Source organism: Telluria sp. PB2R4 (genome assembly GCF_059685695.1).
Genome location: NZ_JCASIC010000008.1, coordinates 249,393 through 271,589, shown reverse-complemented (window position 1 = coordinate 271,589; position 22,197 = coordinate 249,393). Strand labels below are relative to the sequence as shown.

The window sequence follows — 22,197 nt, the reverse complement described above, 5'->3', positions numbered from 1 at the left end:
AGCTGAGGCGCCTGATCTACTTGTCATGGTCTGGCCATCAGGGTGGACCCAAGCTAGCCCCAGCTCCATGTAGAGTAGCTAGCTCCACAGAGGTTCAAGATACAAGGGTGGGCGGCTATACCCGTCGGCGTGCATGGTGATGGCTTCGATGCCGCCCACGCGTTCAACGGCCTTCGAACAACCGAGCGGGCAGTATGAGAGTGGTTTGAACGCGTGGGGTAATCTGGGCCAGTGGCCCAGATTACGAGCCGCCCACCCTACGAACACCATAATTGGCCACGATCACCAGTCCGCTATTTGTTGCATCGTCCGCCAATAAAACATTTTGTTGCTGTTTTTTAATTGATGAACGGCAAGAAAGCTGCTTATCATGTCGCCAAACAGCACTCCGCGTCATTACAGCCATGTCCATCTCGTCTCCCCCCTCCACTGGCCAAAATCCCGCCGATATCGCCCGCGAAGCCTTCCGCCGCCTCGCGACGCGCCGCATCGCGCCCACGCCGGATGCCTACCGGGCCATCTACGACGAGATCGCCGGGGTCCAGCCCACGCCGCCGGCGCCGCCGGCCGCCAGTCCCGCCGCCGAGGTGCTGGAGAATTTTGCGCGCCGCCTGGCCGATACGCCGGGCGAGGTGTCCGACTACGGCCGCCGCATGCTGCGTGCGGTGAAGAACGGCGACTGGACCGGCTATGCCCAGGCGCTGACCGGGGTGGCCGACCGCCACCTGCGCCGCAACACGCCGCTGATGGCGCTGGGCGACGAAGATCCGGACGCGCGCCTGCTGCGCGAGATGCTGGGCCGCTCGCTGGCATATGCACTGGCAACCCTGCTGGCCGGCAGCCCGGCCCTGGTGCAGGAAGCCGAAGCGCTGGGCGGCGCCGTGCGGACGGCGCGCGGCGAGGCCGACCTGGCCGACCTGTCGAGCCGCCTGAAGCAGCTGTGCTTCCAGATCGAGCTGCGCAGCGGCGACAACGCCGAACAGCAGGAATTGCTGCTGCGCCTGTTCCGCCTGCTGCTCGACAACGTCAATGAACTGCTCGACGACGACAGCTGGATGCGCGGCCAGATCGCCGTCGTGCAGGAGCTGATCGCCGGCCCGCTCGACACCCGCTCGCTGGAAGACGCGACCCGCGGCCTGAAAGACGTCATCCTCAAGCAGGGCCGGCTGCGGCACAGCATTTCGGATGTGCGCGCCACCGTCAAGAACATGATGATGGCCTTCATCGACCGCCTCGGCACGGTGGCGGCGTCGACCGGCGACCACCATGCCCGGCTGTCCGGCTACTCGGAGCGCATCGGCAGCGCATCCAGCATCGACGAGCTGGGCGACGTGATGGAGCAGGTGCTGCGTGAGATGCGCGCCGCCCAGGACGAGGCGCTGGCTTCGCGCGACCGCATGGTGGCCGTGCACCGCGAGGTGCAGGAAGCCGAGGACCGCATCCGCATGCTGGAGGCGGAACTGCAGCACATGAGCGAGCTGGTGCGCGAAGACCAGCTGACGGGCAGCCTGAACCGCCGCGGCCTGGACGACGTGTTCGAGCGCGAGAGCGCGCGCGCCGACCGCCGCAACACGCCGCTGTGCGCGGCCATCCTCGACCTCGACAATTTCAAGAAGCTCAACGACACCTACGGCCACCTGGCCGGCGACGGCGCGCTCAAGCACCTGGTGAAGGTGGTGCGCGATACGCTGCGCTCGATGGACGTGATCGCACGCTTCGGCGGCGAGGAGTTCGTGATCCTGATGCCGGAAACCGCGGTCGACGCCGCGGCGGCGGCGATGGTGCGGGTGCAGCGCGAACTGACCCGCCACTTCTTCATGCACGACAACGAGAAGATGCTGATCACCTTCTCGTGCGGTGTGGCCCTGCGCTACCCGAACGAAGACCAGGCCAGCCTGGTGGCGCGCGCCGACCGCGCCATGTACCAGGCCAAGCAGACCGGCAAGAACCGGGTTGTCATTGCCGAGTAAATGACATTCGCTGCGTAAGATTAGCTGCGCTTAACAATTTTCAGACTCGTTAAGTGCAGCTAATCTTGTCTTTCCTGCCAGTTTTTCTCCGCCTCCCTCCTGTTCGCCCCCGGTCTTGAGAAGAAAAATAAATTATTTTTCTCCCTAAAGTTCCTTTTATTACTGTCGTTTAAACGCGCCGCCCAAGGGAACTTGAGCGAAAAAGACGCGAATTAATTTCAGTGCCGCCCATCAAGTTTTTGCCGTGGAGCACGTTACCAGCATCAACAGCGGTGTGATCGTCACGGAACAGGTGGCGCACCAAAGTGAACAGGGCACAGTGGCCCACCCCGAAATACAGTCTGGAGAAATACCATGGCATCCGTAATCAATACCAACGTTGCATCCCTGAACTCGCAGCGTAACCTGTCGTCGTCGCAAGCTACCCTGAACACCTCGATCCAGCGCCTGTCGTCGGGCCTGCGCATCAACAGCGCCAAGGACGACGCTGCCGGTCTGGCCATCTCGGACCGCATGAACTCGCAGATCAAGGGCATGACCCAGGCCACCCGCAACGCGAACGACGGCGTGTCGATGGCCCAGACCGCAGAAGGCGCCCTGTCGAGCTCGGGCGACATCCTGCAGCGTATCCGCGAACTGGCAGTGCAGTCGTCGAACTCGTCGAACTCGGCCGGTGACCGCAAGGCCCTGCAGACCGAAGTCACCGAACTGACCTCGGAACTGAACCGTATCGCCAACACCACCGAATTCAACGGCCAGAAGCTGCTGGACGGCTCGATGGGCACCGCGAACTTCCAGGTCGGCGCCAACGCAGGCCAGCTGATCTCGATGACCGGTTCGAACTTCACCACCTCGACCTACGGCAACAACCGTCTCGAAGCATCGGCCGCATCGGCATCGAACGTCGCCACCAACGGCATCACCACCGGCGCGATGACCATCAACGGCTCGGCTGGTTCGAAGACCATCACCGTTGCCAACAACGAATCGGCCAAGTCGACCGCGGCGCAAATCAACAAGGCCAGCGGCGAGACCGGCGTGACCGCCACCGCCAAGACCGAAGCCCTGATCAAGGCCGACGTCGGCGAAGCCTTCAGCTTCGAACTGAACTCGAACAACAGCGCCGCCGCCGACAAAGTGACCGTCTCGTTCACGATGGGCGCCGCCGGCGACGCCAACGGCTACGCCGCCGCGATCAGCGCCTTCAATGCGCAATCGGCCAAGACCGGCGTGACCGCATCGTTCGACGACAAGAAGCAGGGCCTGAAGCTGACCAACGCCGACGGCGAAGACATCAAGCTGAAGAACACCTCGATCGCCGCTTCGGTAGCGACCATGGAGACCTACAGCAAGGACAGTACCGACAGCACCGCCACCCTGACCACCGCGGTCAGCATGGCCGGCGGCGGCGGTCTCGGCACTGCAGCCGGCCGCATCGTGCTGGACTCGCAGCAGAGCTTCTCGCTGACCGACGCCTCGAGCTACAACCTCGATGCCGGCGCCGGCCCAGCGGCGTCGACCCTGAAGTCGGTTGCCAACCTGGACATCAGCACCTTCGAAGGCGCCCAGCTGGCCATCAAGACCGCTGACGCAGCCCTCGGCCAGGTGAACGGCCAGCGCGCCCAGTACGGCGCACTGCAGTCGCGCTTCGAATCGGCAATCTCGAACCTGTCGTCGGCAACCGAGAACCTGTCGGCATCGCGCAGCCGCATCGTCGATACCGACTTCGCGTCGGAAACCGCGAAGATGACCCGCGGCCAGATCCTGCAGCAGGCCGGCACCTCGATGCTGGCCCAGGCGAACTCGCTGCCGAACGGCGTCCTGTCGCTCCTGCGTGGTTAATAGCGCTCCCGGCGGACTAGCCAGTCCGCTCATGCCCTGACCCGGTCCTCGGCTGAAGAAATTCAGCCGGGGATTTTTTGCTAGGAAGTCACATGAACATCCAATCTCTTGGTTCACCCGTGGCAATGCGCCTGGAAGACCGCACGCTTCCGGCGCTCGAGCAGCAAGCCGCACCGGCCGCCAGGCCGGCGGCATCGGCGAAAGCGGCCGAGGCGCAGGAATCGGCCGCACCCTCGCGCGAGCAGGTAGGCGATGCTGTCAAGAAGATCAACGAAGGCATGCGCGCATCGTCGCAAAGCCTGGAATTCGCGATCGACGAAGACAGCAAGGACATCGTGGTCAAGATCATCGACCAGGACACCCGCGAAGTGGTGCGCCAGATTCCTTCCGTCGAAGCGCTCGAGATCGCCAAGTCGATCGACAAGATGCGCGGCCTGCTGATCAGCCAGACAGCCTGAAGCACCCGACCGGCAGCCCGGCGCGCACTTCCGCAAGGAGGCGCGCGCCGCCTTCCCACGCCCGTCGCTTTCTCTGACCGAATTCAACTAATTGAATTAGGACACATTTCCCGCTCTTAAGTCCGGTTTGCTTCTGTCGATAATGACTTACATTATCGCTTTCACGGGAGAAACAAATTGGGCATCAGTTCAACCGGCATCGGCTCAGGCCTCGACGTCGACGGCATCATCAGTAAGCTGATGCAGGCCGAAGCGGCGCCACTGGCCAATTTCGACAAGAAGTCGGCTGCGCTGCAGCAGCGCATGGCTGCGCTCGCCAAAGTAAGCGCTGCGGTCGGCTCCTTCCAGGGCGCCCTCACCTCGCTGAATTCTCCCTCGACATTCAGGGCGCTCAATACCAGCGCGGGCGACAAGGCCGTCCTGAGCGCCACCGCCGGCGACAGCGCGGTCGCCGGCAGGTACAAGATCAACGTCAGCCAGCTGGCCTCGGCCCAGAGCCTCACCACCGCCGGCCGCGCCAGCACGAGCGCGACCATCGGCGGCGGCGCCAAGACCACCCTGACTTTCCAGTTCGGCAGCATCACCGGCGCCAACTTCGGGCTTGTCGGCGGCACGATTCCGGCCTCGACCGCCACCAGCGGCATCAGCAACGGCTCGCTGACGCTCAACGGCACCGCCATCACCACCAGCGGCACCACCCGCAGCGCGGCCCAGCTGGCCGAAGCGATCAATGCCAAGAGCGACACCACGGGCGTGAGCGCCAAGGCCGGTACGGCCGCCAGCGCGGCGAACATGTTCGCCGGCTTCGGCGACGTCACGACGGTTGCCACCTCGAGCTACGCCCTGACGGTCGGCGGCGTGCAGATCGTGTCGCAGGCCGGCGCCGGATCCTCGCTCGGCAAGGCCGAGGTCGATGCCGCGCTTGCCGGCGGCACCGTCAGCGCCGCGCTGGCGGCCGCCAACATCAGCTTTACGGGCACGGCCGCCGCCGGCACCCTGCAATTCACCGCGGCCGACGGTTCCAACCTGACGGTGGCCGAGGTCATCGGCGGCACCGGCGGCGCCACGGGCGGCCTCAAGGGAACCGGCGTTGCCAACACCGGCACCAGCGCCACCGTAACCGCCGGCATCACCTTGAGCTCGAAGGACGGCAAGCAGATCCTGGTCGGCGGGAGCAATCCGGGCGCCGCCGGCCTGGCCGCGGGACCGGCAGGCAGCTACCTGAGCGGCGCCGCCTTCAGCCAGGACGGCGCCCAGGCCAGCGGCACCGTGACCCTCGACGCCGGCAGCCAGTCGCTGCAAGGCATCCGCGACGCCATCAACAAGGCCGACATCGGCGTCACCGCCACCATCGTGTCCGACGGCGGCACCAATCCTTATCACCTGGTGCTCACCTCGAACAAGACCGGTGAGAAATCCTCGATGAAGATCGGCGTGGACGGCGACCCGGCCATCGCCGTCCTGCTCGGGCACGACCCGGGCGGCGTGCAGGGCCTGACCCAGACCAGCGCTGCCCAGGACACCCTGCTCAACATGAACGGAATCGACATCCGCAGCAACAGCACCACCGTCACCGAGGCGGTGCAGGGCGTGTCGCTCGACGTCAAGGGCATCGGCAACACCACCCTCGATGTGACCCGCGACACCGCGGCGGTCTCGACCGCGGTGAACAACTTCGTCAAGGCTTACAACGAGCTCAACAAGACCATTTCGGGCCTGACCAGCTACAACCCCGAAACCAAGGCCGCCGGCGCCCTGAACGGCGACACCTCGGTGCGTTCGATCCAGAGTCAGCTGCGGCGCCAGCTCGGGACCGCCGTCGAAGGAATGGGCGGCAAGCTGACCACCCTCAGCCAGGTCGGCATCACGTTCCAGAAGGACGGCAGCCTGGCGGTCGACTCCAGCAAGCTGAACAAGGCGGTCACCGAGAATTTCGCCGAGATCGGCGGCCTGTTCGCGGCAATGGGCTCGGCCACCGATGGCCTGGTCAAGTTCGACAAGTCCGGCCCGAATACCAAGCCGGGCACCTACGGCGTCAACATCACCAGCATGGCCACCCAGGGCACGTTCAGCAGCGCCGCCGCGGTCGCCGGCCCGACCACGATCACCGCCGGCACCACTTGGCGCGTCACGCTCAACCAGACCGATCCGATCACCGACAGCAAGACCCAGGAGATCGCGCTGGCTGCCGGCACCTATACGAACGCCCAGCTGGTCGCCATGCTGCGCGCGGCGATCAACGGCAACAGCACCTTCTCCGGCGCTGGCGACGCGGTCGATACCAAGGTCGAGGACGATGGCCGCCTGTCGATTTCCTCGAGCAAGTACGGCGAGACCTCGAATATCTCGATCGCCCACGTGAGCGGCTTCGATCCCGCCACCCTGTTCGGCGGCGCCACCCCGGTCAAGGGCAAGAATGTCGAAGGCACCATCGGTGGCGTCGCCGCCACCGGCAACGGCCAGACGCTCAGCGCCGCGGCCGGCTCTCCCGCCGAAGGGATCCAGCTGTCCATCACGGGCGGCCTGGTGGGCGACCGCGGCAGCGTCAGTTTCTCCAAGGGCTTCGCCTTCGCCCTGACCAACCTGGCCGCCAGCTTCGTCGGCAAGGACAGCCTCCTGACCAGCAAGACCGACGGACTGAACGTCACGCTCAAGTCCGTCACCAGCGCGCGCGACCGGTTCGAATCGCGCCTGGAAACCATCGAAAAACGTTACCGGGCCCAGTTCACTGCGCTCGACACTGCCCTGATGTCGATGCAGTCGACCTCGAACTACCTGGCCCAGCAGCTTGCGGCGCTCAGCGCCAACGCAGGCTAAGCCACCATCCTGGAGAATACGATGTTTGGAACCATGCAACGCGGCGTCGGCGCCTATGCGAAAGTCGGTCTCGAGACCGGCGTCGCCGCCGCTTCCCCGCACAAACTGATCGTCATGCTGTACGACGGCGCGATGGTGTCGATCCTGAGCGGCATCACCAACATGAAAGCCGGGAACATTGCCGCCAAGGGCGCGGCGATCTCGAAGGCCATCAACATCATCGACAACGGCCTGCGCGCGGCGCTCGACAGGAAAGCCGGCGGCGAGATCGCCGAAAACCTCGACGCCCTCTACGAATACATCAGCACCCGCCTGCTCAAGGCGAACCTGAACAACGATCCGGCGATGCTGGAAGAAGCGCACGCGCTGCTGTCCGAACTGCGCGACGCGTGGAATGCGATCGACCCGCAGTCGTCTTCCGCGCCCGCCCCTGCGCAGCTGCGCCCCGCAACCCTGATGAGTGCTTGAGAACATGCCACAGATGAACAGCGAAGATATCGTCGAGGTGTACGAAGCCATGGCGGTGATCACCGACCAGATGCTGCGCGCCGCCAATGACAGCGACTGGGACCGCCTGGCGCTGCTCGAGCAGCAGTGCGCCCTGCACGTCAGCCAGCTGAAGGAGCAGGAACCGCAGCCGCTGGCCGGCCCGCAGCGGGTGAAGAAGGTCGACGCGATCCGCCGCATGCTGGCCGCCGACCGCCAGATCCGCGACCTGACCACGCCGTGGATGGCGCGCCTGTCGGCCCTGATCAGCAATACCTCGACCGAACGCCGCGTCGCGCGCGCCTACGGCATCTAGGGAGCATGCTGCCGCGCGAGCTCGTCTCCAACGTCGGGCCCGTCACACCGGCCCGGCCGGCCGAGCATCTCAACGACCCACGCCAACAAGCTTTCCAGCGCGCCCTCGCCCCCCAGCTGGGCAAGGCGCTGCACGGCGAAGTCCTGGCAAAACTGAGCGACGGCAGCTTCGTCGTCAAGGTCGCCAACATCCCCGCCCGCATGCAGCTGCCGGAAGGCAGCAAGGTGGGCGCCGACGTGCCGCTGACGCTGGTGTCGGTCCAGCCGCGCCCCACCTTCCAGGTTGGGCTCGGCGCCAATCCGGTATTCAGCGAAGCCGGTCCGCCCCTGCCCCAGGGCGCCGACCCGGGCAAGGCGCCGCTCGCCATGCGCGAGGGCGCCGCCGCCGTCGGCCTGGGCCGGACCGCCGCGCTGTTGCAAGCCACCGCGGCAGGCAGCGCGGCCCAGACCCTGGGCGCGGAAGCCGACAATACCACCCTCAGCCAGGCCGGCAAGACCATCGGCGGCGTGCTCGCGGCCGCCCAAAAAGCGGACGTGCCGCTGACCGCGGCCCTCGGACGGGCGCCAGTGGTGGCCGCGGCCGGCGCCGAGGCGGCCGCCATCGCCGCCGGACTGCGGCAGGCGCTCGGCAAGAGCGGACTGTTCTACGAATCGCACGTGGCCGAATGGGCGCAGGGCGAGCGCGCCCTGGTCGAGCTGGACGCCGAGCCGCAGCAGCAGCTGGCGAAGGAAGGGATGCGCCAGTCGCCGTTTGACGCGGCCACCGCCCAGTTCATCAACCTGCAGCTGGCTACGCAGGAGCAGGCCCAGCTCGCCTGGCAGGGCAATCTGTGGCCAGGCCAGCCGCTGCAGCTGGAAGTGCGGCGCGACGGTTCGCAAGGCCACGAAGGCGAAGAGGCCGACGCGCCCTGGCTCGGCCGCCTGCGCCTGCACTTTCCCGAACTGGGCGAGCTCGACGCACGCCTGACCCTCAGCGGCGGACGCCTGCAAGTACAGTTCGCCGCCGGCAGCGAGCATACCGCGGCCCTGCTGCGCCGCCACATGGGCAGCCTGGCCGGGGCGCTGGAAGCGGCCGGCACCCGACTGGCGGGTTTCGAGGCCCGTGCGGCGCAGGGCGATGACTGACCCGAAGAACCGGCCGAAGGGCGCGCAGAACGGTGCGCCCATCGGGCGCCGCCAGAGCGCGGTCGCCCTCGCCTACGGCAGCGGCGACCCGGCGCCGAAGGTCGTGGCCAAGGGCCAGGGCCTGGTCGCCGAGCAGATCATGCGCCGCGCCAGGGACGCCGGCGTGTTCGTCCACGAATCGAAGGAACTGGTGCAGCTGCTCATGGGGGTGGACCTCGACCGCGAGATTCCGCCGGCGCTGTATCGGGCAATTGCGGAACTGTTGGCGTGGCTATATCATATTGAGTCGGCTCAAACGCCAGGGGCAGCGCCGCCGCCCCCGCCGGATCCGACGCTCCACCCCAACCAGGACGATGCGGCGAACGCTGGTACAAGCAATGAATAATCAGGAACTCGAGAATTGGCACGACTACGAGGTGGAGTCGCGCCGTGAAATCGTGGCGCTGCTGCGCCAGATCGGCGAAAAGCACCAGCTGGTGCGCATGCTGGTCAAGGGCGAGGCCGACGTCTGCGTCACCACCGTCCTGGAAGTCGATCCGGACACCAATTCGATGGTGCTCGACCGCTCGATCGAACGCATGCAAAACGAGCGCATCATCGATGCCGGCAAGGTGCGCTGCGAAACCTCGCTCGACAAGATCCGCATCCTGTTCAGCGCCGAGAACCTGCGCCCGACCCTGTACCAGGGCGATGCCGCCCTGCGCGCCGACATTCCACCTAGCCTGATCCGCCTGCAGCGCCGCGAGTTCTACCGGATGGAGACGCCGATGTCGAACCCGGTGCGCGCGATCATCCCGCTGCCGCTCGAGCTTGCCGCCAGCGCCGGCGCCACTTCCGGCGTATTCCCGCTGCACGACATCAGCTGCGGCGGCATCGCCGTCCTCGACAACAAGCTCCAGCTCGACACGACCATTGGCGCGCAGCTTCCCAACTGCCGTATCGAGCTGCCCGAAATCGGCCCGGTGACGGTGACGCTCGAAGTGCGCAATGCGCTCGACCTGACCCTGCTGAACAACAAGAGCAACCGCCGCATCGGCCTGCAATTCGTCGATATCTCGCGCGGCGGCATGGCCGGCGTGCAGCGCTACATCACCAAGCTCGAACGCGAGCGCAACGCGCGCCTTGCCGGGCTGGCCTGAGGCAGCTCAGCAGGACAGGGAAATCCCGGCGCTGTCGCCAGGCCGGATCAGCCCGCGTTGGGTCGCGACCACCACGGCATGGGTGCGCGCGGTGGCGTCGAGCTTGCTCATGACGCCCTTCACATGGGTCTTGACGGTACCCACGCCGATGCCGAGCTTGCGCGCGATCGACTTGTTGCAGCAGCCCTGCGCCAGCAGCTGCAGCACGTCGGTCTCGCGCCCGGTCAGCGATTCGCGGGTCAGGCTGTCGGCGACGCTGCGCGTCATCGACTCGCTCAGGTAGCGCTGGCCGCGCGCCAGCTGCTCGACGGCCTGTGCCAGCTCGTCGGGGGCGCAGGATTGCGGCAAGTAGCCGGCCACGCCGGCATCCATCGCCAGGCGCACTTCCCACTCCTTGTCGAACTGGGTCACGACCAGCACGCCCGGCGACAGCCCCCCCATGGCTGACTGGCGCGCCAGGGCCACGCCGGTGTCGTAATCGGTGACCAGCACGCGCGCGACCCGCTGCGCCTCGGGCTGGTGCAAATGGGTGCTCACGCGCAGGCCCGGCTGGTCGGCCAGGATGGCATGCAGCCCGACGGTCATGATCGGGTCGGCGTGCATGATATGGACGGCGGAAGAGATCGGTTGCATGTGCTTACTCCGGCATTCGGCGGCAGACGGTGGCGGCCTCAGGCGGCCAAACTCCCAACATATTGAAACGACAAGAACTCGAAATCAAGTAATGCTTTGTAATGACTAGTAGACAGGTATGCCAGCGGCATGGGCGTTGCAATCACGCCGCAGCGGGCATGCATGCGGTATACTTCCTTGACCATGCGCCTGACTTCCTTCACCGACTACACCTTGCGGACCCTGCTCCACCTCGGCAGCAATCCGGGGCGGCTGGTGACGATCCAGGAAATCGCGGACCTGCACAGCATCTCGAAAAACCACCTGATGAAGGTCGTGCACGAGCTGGGCCGCAACGGCGTCATCGAGACGATCCGCGGCCGCAATGGCGGTTTCCGCCTGGCGCACAAGCCGGAAGATATCAATATCGGCGCGGTGGTGCGCCAGAGCGAGAGCGATTTCTACATGGCCGAGTGCTTCGACCCGGGCGGCAATCCCTGCGGCCTGGTCAAGGACTGTTCGCTCAAGGGTGTCCTCACCAACGCCACCTCGGCCTACCTGGCCGAGCTCGACCGCCATACCCTGGCCTCGCTGCTGCCGGAACCGGCGCCGCGCGACGGCAGCATTCCCATGACCTTCCACCGCAAGGAAAAGCAGGCCGCCTGAGCCTGCAGTCCGTCCTCAACGCCAGAACCGGTTGAGCAAAGGTGTGACGCTGGTCCCGTGCAGCACGATCGACAACATGATGACGGCCAGCGTCGCATTGCCCAGTTCAAGCGCGAGCGCGGGCGGCAAGCCATGGTTGATGGCATAGGTCAGGTAGTAGATCGAACCGATGCCGCGCACGCCGAACCAGGCTGCGATGGCGGTGGCGCGTCCGCCGATGCCGCACCTGATCATGCTTGACAGCACGCCCACGGGACGGGCAACGAACAGCACGAACAGCGCCAGCGACCACGGCCGCCAGTCGAGCAGGTGCGCGCTGACGGCGCCGCCCAGCAGCAGCACCAGGGTCAGCTCGGACAGGCGCTCGAGGTGTTCCTTGAAGACCAGCGCCCCGCCACTGACGGTCGGCTCGGCCGGCACGATGGCCGGCGCCTGCGCCTCGTCTTGTTCCGGCTCGAGCAGACCCTCGGGGCTCTTCGGCGCGCCGATCAGCCTCAGCTCGGTCTGGCGCAAGGCCACGCCGGCCGCGAACACCGCCAGGAAACCGTAGGTATGGATCGACAGTGCGATTCCGTAGGACAGCGCGATCAGACCCAGGCCGAGCAGGTCGTCGAGCACCTCGTGCTCGGCGATCCGCTTGCGCAAGGCCGCGCTCAGGCAGGCCAGCAGCGCGCCGCAGGCGATCCCGACGGCGACGCCGCCGAGCGTCGCCCAGAGCACGTCCACCAGCAGCCAGCGCGCCCCCGATTCGCCCAGCTCATGGAGACCGAGCAGGCCCAGGCCGAGCATCACGAAGGGGAAAGCGCTGCCGTCGTTCAGTCCCGCCTCGCAGGTCAGGGTGAAGCGCAGCGGGTCCTTGTCGCCCGCATGGCGGACTTGCACGTCGGTGGCCAGTACCGGGTCGGTCGGGGCGAGGATGGCGCCGATCAGGATCGCGGCGCCGATGGGCATGCCCAGCACCAGCCAGCCGAAGGCGGCGATGAGCAGGACCGACAAGGCCATCGCCAGCCACGCGAGGCGCAGCGCCGGCATCCAGCGGGCCAGGGAAAACGGGACCGGCATCTTGATGCCGGCCGAAAACAGCGAAATCAGGACCGCGATTTCGGTCACGCTTTCCAGGACTTTCGCTTCCTCGAACAGGTCGAAGCTGAACAGGTTCAACACCAGCGGGCCGAGCAGCAAGCCGATGGCGAGGTAGATAGTGGCGGAGGTAAACGGCAGGCGGGCGATCGTCTGGCCCCAGAGACCCCGGGCGAGCATGAGCGCGCCGAGCAGCATGAACCACTGATAATTTTCCAACCGATCGCTCCCAGGTCACATGAGCCTGGATTGTAAGCAGCGATGCCTGGAAGTTTGGTGCAGCCGCGCACCGATGCCTGCACAAACGGGAAAGATCCCGGGTCAGACCTGCATGTTCATGATGTCATGATAGGCTGACACCAGTTTGTTGCGTACTTGCACCGTTCCCTGGAAAGCGATGCTGGATTTCTGCATGGCGATCATCGTGTCGGACAGGCTCACGGTATCATCCCCCATCGCAAAGCGCTTGCCGAGCTCCGCGGCCTGGTTCTGGGTATTGCTGACCTGCTGCAGCGAACTCTTCAGCGCATCGGCGAAGTCGAGCTTGGCAGGGCCGCCCTGGGGGGCCACGCCGGCCAGGCCAGCGGGCGCGACGGGGCTGGCCGCCGGCCTGGTGGCCGCCGACTTGAGCTGTTCCATCATCGCCTGGATGCGGCTGCTGTCGATGCCGCCGATTCCGCCAATACTCATCGTTCGCTCCCCTTATGACGTGTAATCCATTTGTTCAGGCTGTCAGATTACCAGTGCCGGGGCAAATCCCTCGTCCGAAGAAGCATGGAATTCCACCCCTGTTTCAGGGTTTGAATGTTGCTCTGTGGCTTCATAATCTCGCTTGAATGTAATACCCTCCTCTTTCCTGGACACACACCCACACCATGGCAGCAGTTGCTGATGAACTGATCGACACCCCGGCGCCCGACCAAGAGGCGAAACAGGGATTTTTGCAGACCACCATGGGCAAGCGCGTCGCGCTCGGCGGCGGCATCGCGCTGGTCGTCGCCATCATGATCGCACTGTGGATGTGGACCCAGGCGCCGGACTACCGCGTGCTGTTCTCGAATTACAGCGACCGCGACGGCGGCGCGATCACCGCCGCGCTCGACCAGATGGGCGTGGAGTACAAGTTTTCCGAAGGCGGCAGCGCGATCCTGGTCCCGAGCGAGAAGATCCACGACCTGCGCCTGAAACTGGCCGCGCAGGGCCTGCCGAAGGGCGGCAACGTCGGCTTCGAACTGCTCGAGAACCAGAAGCTGGGCGTGTCGCAGTTCCTGGAACAGGTCAATTACCAGCGCTCGCTCGAAGGCGAGCTGGCGCGCTCGATCCAGTCGCTCGGCCCGGTCAGCGCGGCACGCGTGCACCTGGCGCTGCCGAAACCCTCGGTGTTCGTGCGCGACCAGCAAAAGCCCACCGCCTCCGTGGTGCTGAACCTGCAGGCCGGCCGCGCCCTCGACCCGGGCCAGGTCAGCGCCATCGTCCACCTGGTCGCCTCGAGCGTGCCGGAACTCACGGTCGGCAACGTCACCGTCGTCGACCAGAACGGCAACCTGCTGTCGGATACGTCCAACAAGGCGCAAGGCAACAAGGGACTCGACGCGACCCAGCTGAAGTACGTCGACCAGGTCCAGCAGAACATCATCAAGCAGGTCGAATCGATCATCGCCCCGCTGGTCGGCAAGGAAAACGTGCGCGCCGAAGCGACCGCCGAAATCGACTTCGCCCAGGTCGACACGGCCGCCGAGATGTACAAACCGAACTCGCCGCCGGAGCCGCAGGCGATCCGCAGCCAGCAGACCTCGGAATCGACCCAGCCGGGCCCGGGCGCCTCGGGTGTGCCGGGTGCGCTGTCGAACCAGCCGCCGGGCGTGGCCACCGCGCCGATCGACGGCCAGGCGCCCGCTGCGGGCGGCACGGCAGCCGGCGGCCCGCAGCGCAAGGACGCCACCACCAACTACGAAGTCGACAAGACCATCCGCTACGAGCAGCGTCCGATGGGCGGCATCAAGCGCCTGACGGTGGGCGTGGTGGTGAATCACCGCCGTAGCGTCGATCCGAAGACCGGCAAGATCACGGTCAGGCCGCTGGCCGCCGCCGAAGTGGCCCAGATCAACGAGCTGGTGAAGCAGGCGATGGGCTACTCACAACAGCGCGGCGACACCCTGAACGTCACCAATGCCCCGTTCGACGGCGTCGACCGCCCGGACGACACGCCGCCTAGCCTGGACTGGTGGCGCGACCCGGCCAACCTGCCGCTGGCCAAGGAGATCGGCAAGTACCTGCTGCTGTTCGCGGTGCTGGCCTTCCTGTACTTCAGGATCCTGCTGCCGCTGATGCGCCCGGCGATCAAGAAGTTCGACGAGGCCACCGCCCTGCCGCCGGAGCCGGAACCGGATGAACAGGAAGAACTCGCCGAGGAACTGGCGGCCGAGATCGCCGAGGAAGAACTGGAAGAACAGGAAGTCGAACGCAGGAACCAGGGCTACCGGAAGAACCTGGAAATGGCACAGGAACTGGCCCGCAAGGACCCGCGTATCGTCGCTAACGTCGTGAAAGCATGGTTGGGATCAAATGAGTGACAAGGACAAGGAAGGCGTAACCCAGGCAGCGATCCTGATGCTGGCGCTGGGTGAAGCGGAAGCGGCCGAAGTGATGAAGTTCCTCGGCCCGCGCGAAGTGCTCAAGCTCGGCGGCGCGATGGCGCAGATGAAGGCGGTGCAGCATGGTGAAGTGGTGAAGGTGCTGGAATCCTTTGTCGAGGAGACCAACCTGCATTCGACCGTGGGACTGGATTCCGACGAGTACATCCGCCAGGTGCTGACCAAGGCGCTGGGTGACGACAAGGCCGCCGTCCTGCTCAACCGTATCCTGGGCGGCAAGGACGCCTCGGGCATCGAGAGCCTGAAGTGGATGGATTCGCCTTCGGTGGCGGAGCTGATCCGCAACGAGCACCCGCAGATCATCGCCACCATCCTGGTCCACCTCGAGCGCGACCAGGCCTGCGAGATCCTGGCCAACTTCACCGAACGCCTGCGCAACGACGTGGTGCTGCGTATCGCCACGCTGGACGGCGTGCAGCCTGCCGCACTGCGCGAGCTGAACGACGTGCTGACCAAGCTCCTGTCGGGCAACGAGAACATCAAGAAATCGTCGCTGGGCGGCGTACGCACCGCGGCCGAGATCCTGAACTTCATGAGCGGCGAGCAGGAATCGGCCGTCATGGACAACATCAAGAACTACGACAACGACATGGCGCAGAAGATCATGGACGAGATGTTCGTGTTCGACAACATCATCGACATCGACGACCGCGGCATCCAGCTGCTGCTGCGCGAGGTGCAGTCCGAGATGCTGATCATCGCGCTCAAGGGCGCCTCGCAAGACCTGCGCGACAAGATTTTCAAGAACATGTCGCAGCGTGCCGGCGAGATGATGCGCGAAGACCTGGAGTCCAAGGGTCCGGTGCGCCTGTCGGAGGTGGAATCCCAGCAGAAGCAGATCCTGCAGATCGTGCGCCGCCTGGCGGACGAAGGCCAGATCGTGTTGGGCGGTAAGGGTGAGGATTCGTTCGTCTGATGATTCCAAAGGAACAGCAAAGCGCTTACCAGCGCTGGGAATTGACCTCGTTCGGCGACGAACGCCCGAGCACCCAGGCGCGCCGCGCCGCCATGGCGCCGCCACCGAGCGCGGCGCCCGAGCCGGTAGAGATCGTTCCGAACGTGGCGCTGCCGACCATCGAAGAACTGGAAGCGATCCGCGAGCAGGCCAGAGCCGAAGGGTATGCCGAAGGCTTGCAGGAAGGCCGTGCCGCCGGCCAGGCCGAGGGCTACGCCGATGGCGCGAGAAGCGGCCAGATCGAAGCCGAGGGCGAACTGGAACACCTGCGCGCGATCGCCGCGACCTTCAGCGACGCCGTGATGCAGGCCGACGAGACCATCGCCCACGACGTGCTGGAACTGGCCCTGCGCCTGGCGCGCGGCATGGTGCGCACGGCGTTCGACGTCCGCCCGGAACTGATCCTGCCGGTGGTGCAGGAAGCGATCGGCTACCTGCCGGTGCTGGCCCAGGCGGCCACCCTGACGCTCAATCCCGACGACGCCGAGATCGTGCGCCAGGCCATGGGGCAGGAGCTGATCAAGGGCGGCTGGCGCATCGTCGAAGACGCGTCGCTGGCGCGCGGCGGGTGCAAGGTGGATACGGCCAGCAACCAGATCGATGCGCAGGCGCAGGCGCGCTGGGCGCGCTTGACCCACGCATTGCAAAGTAACGTCGATTGGTTGTCATGACGACCAACACCGCCGACCGCCACACCGCCCGCTGGAAATCCTTCATCAAGGATTGCGACTCGCTGGTCGGCCTGGCCGAGCCGATGCAGGTTTCGGGCCGCGTCACGCGCGTGGCCGGCCTGGTGATGGAGTGCGTGGGCCTGAAGCTGGCCGTCGGCAGTGCCTGCACCATCCCGGTGGCCAACGGCATGAAGATCGAGGCCGAAGTGGTCGGCTTCGAGGGTGAGCGCCTGTTCCTGATGCCGCAGAGCGACGTCGAAGGCGTGGTGCCCGGCTCGCGCGTGTTCCCGGTCGAATCGGCGCTGCCGAAACCGGGCACCGTGCAACACCCGCGCCGCCGCCCGAGCGACCGTGCGCGCCACCTGCCGGTCGGCATGCAGCTGCTGGGCCGCGTGGTGGATGGCGCCGGCCGCCCGCTGGACGGCAAGGGTCCGCTCAGCAACGATGAAGTCGGTCCGCTCAACGCCCGCCCGATCAACCCGCTCGACCGGGCGCCGATTACCGAAACCTTGGACGTCGGCGTGCGCGCCATCAACGCCATGCTGACCGTCGGCCGCGGCCAGCGCCTCGGCCTGTTCGCCGGTACCGGTGTCGGCAAATCGGTCTTGCTGGGCATGATCGCGCGCTACACCACCGCCGACGTGATCGTGGTCGGCCTGATCGGCGAACGCGGACGAGAAGTAAAAGAATTCATCGAGCAGATCCTGGGACCCGAGGGCCGCGCCCGCTCGGCCGTGGTGGCCGCGCCGGCCGACTCGCCTCCCCTGATGCGCCTGCAGGGCGCGGCCTACGCCACCGCGATCGCCGAGCACTTCCGCGAACAGGGCAAGAACGTCCTGCTCATCATGGATTCGCTGACCCGCTATGCGATGGCGCAGCGCGAGATCGCCTTGGCCATCGGCGAGCCGCCGGCGACCAAGGGTTATCCGCCCTCGGTGTTCGCCAAGCTGCCGGTGCTGGTGGAACGGGCCGGCAACGGCGTCGAGGGCGGCGGTTCGATCACCGCCTTCTACACCGTGCTGTCCGAGGGCGACGACCAGCAAGACCCGATCGCGGATGCGGCGCGCGGCATTCTGGACGGCCACATCGTCCTGAACCGCCACCTGGCCGAAGCCGGCCACTATCCGGCGATCGACATCGAGCAATCGATCTCGCGTGCCATGCACGGCATCACCACCCACGAGCACCAGCTGGCGGCACGCAAACTGAAACAGCTGTACTCGCGCTACCAGCGCTCGCGCGACCTGATCAGCGTCGGCGCCTACGCCGCCGGCAGCGACCCGGTGCTGGACCAGGCGATCGCCAAGAACGAGCAGATCGAACATTTCCTGTGCCAGGAAATCCACGACAACGCGGGCATGCTGGAGAGCTTGGGGCAATTGACCTCTCTATTCCAAGGATAAGTTGATGCCTTTGGGAACTATACTGTGACCGAATATGGCCAATCTTTCTGCCCTCGAAACCCTGATCGACCTGGCGCAACGCGATTCCGACGCGATTGCCAAGCGCCTGGGCGCGGCCCTGAAGGCTGTCGAAGAGGCCGAGCAGAAACTGGTCATGCTGGACGGTTACCGCGACGAGTATGTGCGCAAGCTCGACGCGGCCCAGGCGGCGGGCATCACGCCCTTCGCGTACCACAATTTTGTCGCCTTCATCGGCAAGCTGGACAACGCCCTCCTCGGCCAGCGCGAAGTGATCAAGCACGCGCAGTACAAGGCGGACGTGGAAAGGAAGGCATGGCAGGAGAGCGAGCGCAAGCGCCTGTCGTACCGGACCCTGAACGAACGCGCGGCCCTTGATGCGCTGGCGATCGAGAACAAGCGCGACCAGAAACTGATGGACGACCACGCCGCCCGTGGCGCCCGCTACAAACAACGGTGAACCGAGGCTGAGCCCACCATGACGATGCAAACGACTTCCCTTCCGTTCCAGGTTTCCGGTGCAGGCGCGCCGGCGCAGCCGCAGCGCAGTGCCGCAGCCGGCGTCCAGGCGCCCGAGGCCGGGGGCTTCAGTGCCTCGCTGTCGCGGGCGATGGCGCCGGCCCCGCCTGCTCCTGGATCGGCGTCGGCGGCGCCGCCGCCAGCGAACCAGGCGAACAAACCCGCCGCCCCGGCCAAACAGGCCGACAAGCCCGCGGCCCAGGGTCCGAAGAGCGCAACGCGCGAGCCCGCAAGGCAGAACGAGGCGGCGTCAGAGTCCGCGACGGCGCAGCAGGCCGCAGCCGGCACCGAATCCGCCGATCCGGCCAAGGACGCAGAGGCCGCCGCCGAATCGGCCACTGCCGCCGCGGAAGCCGCGACCACGCCGGTGACCGACATGCTCGCCTTCATGGCCAGTTTGGCCCAGCCGGCCGCGCAAGCCCCGGTCGCCGCTGAAGCGGCCGCCGCAACAGTGGCCGCTGCAACAGTGGCCGGCGCCGCCGGGCCGCAGCTTACCGCGCTCGAGTCCGCGTTTGCGAAACTCGAGATCGCGGACGGCGCCGCAGTCACCGATCCGCTGGCGCCGGCCGCCGATGGCGATACCGCCGCCGCCACCGGATTCTCGCTGGCGGCCGGCGTGCAGCCGACCGCACAGGAAAGCGCCGACCTGCGCAGCCTGCAGCAGAACGCGCAAACCGTCGTCCAGGGCGATCCCGGCAAGGCCCAGCCACAGGCGCGCGAGACCGCCGCCAATCTGGCAGCCGTCGAGGCCCCGGCCCCGGCCGTCACCCAGCTGCAGGCCCAGGCCGCCAAGCTGGAAACGGTGCCGAACCCGGCGGCCGTGCCGACCGACCGCATCCCGGCGCGCGTCGGAACCCAGGCCTGGGACAACCAGGTCAGCCAGCGCATCGTGTACATGGTGGGCAAGGAGCAGGCCGCAACCCTCACCCTGAACCCGCCGGACCTGGGTCCGGTGCAGGTGGTGCTCAACGTGAGCAACGAGGGCGCCAGCGTGGCCTTCTCGTCGAACCAGCTGGAAGTGCGGCAAGCCCTGGAAAACGCCCTCCCGCGCCTGCGCGAAATGATGGGCGAGAGCGGCATCGCGCTCGGTAACGCGACCGTGGATGCAGGCACGCAGGATCAGCGCCAGGCGCAGCAGGATGGCGAGCGTCGTCACGGCGGTGGTGGCGGTTTCGGCAACGTGGGTGGGACCAATGCGGCGAATGACGATGGCGCCGCGCGACCCGCAACCCGTACCGTGGTGCTCGATAACGGCCTGGTCGATACCTTCGCGTAACCTGCCAAATCGTCAGCACATGGGTACGACAATCGCCGGGATTACCGTCCGTTATTCCCTCTTTTCAGGGCTTGGCGGTCTTGGCTCCCCCGCGATAATGCCATAATGACGGACCCATTCTTTTAGGCAGTAAAGAGGCATCTTGAAAGCGAACCCGAAAATGAAGGCCGACCCGAAGGCAGACGCAGCGGCAGCAACTCCGGCCGGCTCCAAGAAGAAGCTGGTGGTGATCGCCGTGGCGGCCGTGCTGCTGCTCGGCGGCGGCGGCGGCGCGGCCTGGTATTTCATGCAGGGCGGCGACGCGGCGGCCGGGCAAGAGAGCCCGAAGGCAAGCAAGAAGAAAAAGAAGGAATCCGGCGCCAAGCCCGAATACGTGCCGGTCGAGCCCTTCACGGTCAACCTCCAGCCCGAGAATGGTGAGCAATACCTGCAGGTGCAGTTCACGCTGCAGGTGGCCGGCACCGAACAGGGAACGCTGGTCAAGGACAACATGGCGATCGTGCGCAACCGTGTGCTGCTGCTCCTGTCGGGCAAGAAGGCCTCGGAAATCAGCACCGTCGAAGGCAAACAGCAGCTCGCCGCCGAAATCCAGGCGATCGTCCAGGAACCTTTTGAAAAGGACGGCGACGAGCAGGAAGTCACCGACGTATTATTTACTTCGTTCATCATCCAGTAACTGAAGCACCATGGCCGATAATTTCCTCTCCCAGGAAGAAGTCGATGCCCTCTTAAAAGGGGTCAACGGCGATCAGGACGACATTGCCGCGCCTGAAGACACCTCGGGGGTACGCACCTACAACCTGGCGACGCAGGAGCGGATCGTCCGCGGCCGCATGCCGACGCTCGAGATCATCAACGAGCGTTTCGCCAGGTACCTGCGGGTCGGCCTGTTCAACTTCCTGCGCCGCAGCGCCGAAGTGTCGGTCGGCTCGGTGCGGGTCTCGAAGTACAGCGAGTTCATCCGCAACCTGGTGGTGCCGACCAACCTCAACCTGATCCACATGAAGCCGCTGCGCGGCACGGCGCTGATGGTGTTCGACCCGGGCCTCGTGTTCCTGCTGGTCGACAACCTGTTCGGCGGCGACGGGCGCTTCCACACCCGCGTGGAAGGCCGCGATTTCACCCAGACCGAGCAGCGCATCATCATGCGCATCCTCGACATCGTGTTCGAGGCCTATGCCAAGTCGTGGGAACCGGTGTACCCGATCGAGTTCGAGTACATCCGTTCCGAGATGAACACCCAGTTCGCCAACATCGCGACGCCCAACGAGGTCGTGGTGTCGTGCACCTTCACCATCGAACTCGGTTCGGTGTCGGGCCAGATCCACTTCTGCATGCCCTACTCGATGATCGAGCCGATCCGCGACGCGCTGACCTCGAGCATCCAGGGCGAGGCGCTGGAAGTCGACAAGCGCTGGGTGCGCCTGATGACCCAGCAGATCCAGGTCGCCGAGGTCGAGCTGGTGGCCATGCTGGGCGAAGGCCGCGCCAACTTCGACGAGATCCTCAACATGAAGATCGGCGACGTCATCCCGATCACGGTGCCCGAAATGCTGCAGGCCACGGTCGACGGCGTGCCGGTGATGGAATGCAGCTATGGCGTCTTCAACGGCCAGTACGCGCTGAAGGTCGAAAAGCTGCTCGCCAACAGCGACAGCTTCAACAAGTAATGCGCAAGCAAAGAGCAAGCAAAGAGCAAGGAACAGGAGAACACCATGTCTGATACCCAGGACGACCAAGGCAGCCTCGACGACGATTGGGGCGCGGCGATCGCCGAGCAGGCCGCGGCCGAGGCGGCGGCGCTCGAACGCCAGCAGCAACAGCAGTCCACCGCGACTGCCGCCGTGTTCAAGGATTTCTCGAACAAGGGCACGCGCAACGACACGCCGAACGACATCGACTTCATCCTCGACATCCCGGTCCAGCTGACCGTGGAACTCGGCCGCACCAAGATCGCGATCAAGAACCTGCTGCAGCTGGCCCAGGGCTCCGTGGTCGAGCTGGACGGCCTGGCCGGCGAGCCGATGGACGTGCTGGTCAACGGATGCCTGATCGCGCAGGGCGAGGTCGTGGTCGTGAACGACAAGTTCGGTATCCGCTTGACTGATATCATTACGCCATCGGAACGGATCAGAAAACTGAATAAATGACCTCGCGCAACGTTGGCAATGGCAATCTCGTAGCGTGGGCG

The 22,197-nt window shown here is 65.7% G+C and carries 23 protein-coding genes; 19 read left to right on the top strand and 4 right to left on the bottom strand.

Annotated elements, in window-relative coordinates:
* Positions 1 to 241 precede the first annotated feature (241 nt).
* On the bottom strand, positions 242 to 406 hold the full coding sequence (locus tag AC56LU_RS15495; RefSeq protein WP_497176503.1) for a hypothetical protein: 165 nt from the start codon (positions 404 to 406) through the stop codon (positions 242 to 244).
* Between AC56LU_RS15495 and AC56LU_RS15490 the strand changes: the two genes are divergently transcribed.
* From AC56LU_RS15490 to AC56LU_RS15450, 9 genes are all read left to right on the top strand, one after another.
* Positions 405 to 1,970, top strand: a complete 1,566-nt coding sequence (locus AC56LU_RS15490) for a GGDEF domain-containing protein (RefSeq protein ID WP_497176502.1) — start codon at positions 405 to 407, stop codon at positions 1,968 to 1,970. The genes AC56LU_RS15495 and AC56LU_RS15490 overlap by 2 nt on opposite strands.
* Positions 1,971 to 2,324: 354 nt before the next feature.
* Complete coding sequence (locus AC56LU_RS15485) at positions 2,325 to 3,812, top strand: flagellin N-terminal helical domain-containing protein (RefSeq protein WP_497176501.1); 1,488 nt, start codon at positions 2,325 to 2,327, stop codon at positions 3,810 to 3,812.
* 92 nt (positions 3,813 to 3,904) lie between these two features.
* Complete coding sequence (locus AC56LU_RS15480; RefSeq protein WP_497176500.1) at positions 3,905 to 4,270, top strand: flagellar protein FlaG; 366 nt, start codon at positions 3,905 to 3,907, stop codon at positions 4,268 to 4,270.
* Positions 4,271 to 4,447: 177 nt separating this feature from the next.
* Complete coding sequence (fliD, locus tag AC56LU_RS15475; protein ID WP_497176499.1) at positions 4,448 to 7,087, top strand: flagellar filament capping protein FliD; 2,640 nt, start codon at positions 4,448 to 4,450, stop codon at positions 7,085 to 7,087.
* A gap of 21 nt (positions 7,088 to 7,108) precedes the next feature.
* Positions 7,109 to 7,555, top strand: a complete 447-nt coding sequence (gene fliS / locus AC56LU_RS15470) for a flagellar export chaperone FliS (RefSeq protein ID WP_497176498.1) — start codon at positions 7,109 to 7,111, stop codon at positions 7,553 to 7,555.
* 13 nt (positions 7,556 to 7,568) lie between these two features.
* A complete protein-coding gene (locus tag AC56LU_RS15465; protein WP_497176497.1) occupies positions 7,569 to 7,889 on the top strand; it encodes a flagellar protein FliT in 321 nt (106 codons plus the stop codon).
* A 5-nt stretch (positions 7,890 to 7,894) separates the two neighbouring features.
* Positions 7,895 to 9,013, top strand: coding sequence for a flagellar hook-length control protein FliK (gene fliK / locus AC56LU_RS15460; protein WP_497176496.1), 1,119 nt, complete (start codon positions 7,895 to 7,897; stop codon positions 9,011 to 9,013).
* Positions 9,006 to 9,398 (top strand): EscU/YscU/HrcU family type III secretion system export apparatus switch protein, encoded by a 393-nt coding sequence (locus tag AC56LU_RS15455; protein WP_497176495.1) that lies wholly within the window; start codon positions 9,006 to 9,008, stop codon positions 9,396 to 9,398. Before fliK ends, AC56LU_RS15455 begins: the two co-directional genes overlap by 8 nt.
* On the top strand, positions 9,391 to 10,152 hold the full coding sequence (locus AC56LU_RS15450; protein WP_497176494.1) for a flagellar brake protein: 762 nt from the start codon (positions 9,391 to 9,393) through the stop codon (positions 10,150 to 10,152). The genes AC56LU_RS15455 and AC56LU_RS15450 overlap by 8 nt, the downstream gene beginning before the upstream one ends.
* 6 nt (positions 10,153 to 10,158) lie before the next feature.
* Here AC56LU_RS15450 and AC56LU_RS15445 read toward each other — a convergent pair whose 3' ends face one another.
* Positions 10,159 to 10,785, bottom strand: a complete 627-nt coding sequence (locus AC56LU_RS15445) for a LuxR C-terminal-related transcriptional regulator (protein WP_497176493.1) — start codon at positions 10,783 to 10,785, stop codon at positions 10,159 to 10,161.
* A gap of 183 nt (positions 10,786 to 10,968) precedes the next feature.
* Here AC56LU_RS15445 and AC56LU_RS15440 point away from each other — a divergent pair, with 183 nt between their 5' ends.
* Entirely contained in the window at positions 10,969 to 11,430 is a 462-nt protein-coding gene (locus AC56LU_RS15440) for an RrF2 family transcriptional regulator (RefSeq protein ID WP_497176507.1), read from the top strand.
* Positions 11,431 to 11,445: 15 nt separating this feature from the next.
* Here AC56LU_RS15440 and AC56LU_RS15435 read toward each other — a convergent pair whose 3' ends face one another.
* Together AC56LU_RS15435 and fliE are read right to left on the bottom strand one after the other, a co-directional pair.
* A complete protein-coding gene (locus AC56LU_RS15435) occupies positions 11,446 to 12,729 on the bottom strand; it encodes a cation:proton antiporter (protein ID WP_497176492.1) in 1,284 nt (427 codons plus the stop codon).
* Between the two features lie 102 nt (positions 12,730 to 12,831).
* On the bottom strand, positions 12,832 to 13,200 hold the full coding sequence (fliE, locus tag AC56LU_RS15430; protein WP_497176491.1) for a flagellar hook-basal body complex protein FliE: 369 nt from the start codon (positions 13,198 to 13,200) through the stop codon (positions 12,832 to 12,834).
* A gap of 185 nt (positions 13,201 to 13,385) precedes the next feature.
* Between fliE and fliF the strand changes: the two genes are divergently transcribed.
* The 9 genes from fliF (at position 13,386) to fliN (ending at position 22,156) form a co-directional block, all read left to right on the top strand.
* On the top strand, positions 13,386 to 15,083 hold the full coding sequence (fliF, locus tag AC56LU_RS15425) for a flagellar basal-body MS-ring/collar protein FliF (protein WP_497176490.1): 1,698 nt from the start codon (positions 13,386 to 13,388) through the stop codon (positions 15,081 to 15,083).
* Positions 15,076 to 16,080, top strand: a complete 1,005-nt coding sequence (fliG, locus tag AC56LU_RS15420; RefSeq protein WP_497176489.1) for a flagellar motor switch protein FliG — start codon at positions 15,076 to 15,078, stop codon at positions 16,078 to 16,080. Before fliF ends, fliG begins: the two co-directional genes overlap by 8 nt.
* Entirely contained in the window at positions 16,080 to 16,790 is a 711-nt protein-coding gene (locus AC56LU_RS15415; protein ID WP_497176488.1) for a flagellar assembly protein FliH, read from the top strand. The genes fliG and AC56LU_RS15415 overlap by 1 nt, the downstream gene beginning before the upstream one ends.
* Entirely contained in the window at positions 16,787 to 18,193 is a 1,407-nt protein-coding gene (gene fliI / locus AC56LU_RS15410; RefSeq protein WP_497176487.1) for a flagellar protein export ATPase FliI, read from the top strand. Before AC56LU_RS15415 ends, fliI begins: the two co-directional genes overlap by 4 nt.
* A 34-nt stretch (positions 18,194 to 18,227) precedes the next feature.
* Entirely contained in the window at positions 18,228 to 18,671 is a 444-nt protein-coding gene (fliJ, locus tag AC56LU_RS15405; protein ID WP_497176486.1) for a flagellar export protein FliJ, read from the top strand.
* Between the two features lie 18 nt (positions 18,672 to 18,689).
* Complete coding sequence (locus AC56LU_RS15400) at positions 18,690 to 20,006, top strand: flagellar hook-length control protein FliK (protein WP_497176485.1); 1,317 nt, start codon at positions 18,690 to 18,692, stop codon at positions 20,004 to 20,006.
* Positions 20,007 to 20,166: 160 nt separating this feature from the next.
* The gene (gene fliL / locus AC56LU_RS15395; protein ID WP_497176506.1) at positions 20,167 to 20,682 is read left to right on the top strand and encodes a flagellar basal body-associated protein FliL; all 516 of its coding nucleotides are present in this window, start codon (positions 20,167 to 20,169) and stop codon (positions 20,680 to 20,682) included.
* 10 nt (positions 20,683 to 20,692) lie between these two features.
* Complete coding sequence (gene fliM / locus AC56LU_RS15390) at positions 20,693 to 21,676, top strand: flagellar motor switch protein FliM (RefSeq protein WP_497176484.1); 984 nt, start codon at positions 20,693 to 20,695, stop codon at positions 21,674 to 21,676.
* A gap of 45 nt (positions 21,677 to 21,721) precedes the next feature.
* On the top strand, positions 21,722 to 22,156 hold the full coding sequence (gene fliN / locus AC56LU_RS15385; RefSeq protein ID WP_497176483.1) for a flagellar motor switch protein FliN: 435 nt from the start codon (positions 21,722 to 21,724) through the stop codon (positions 22,154 to 22,156).
* The last annotated feature ends 41 nt before the right edge of the window (positions 22,157 to 22,197 follow it).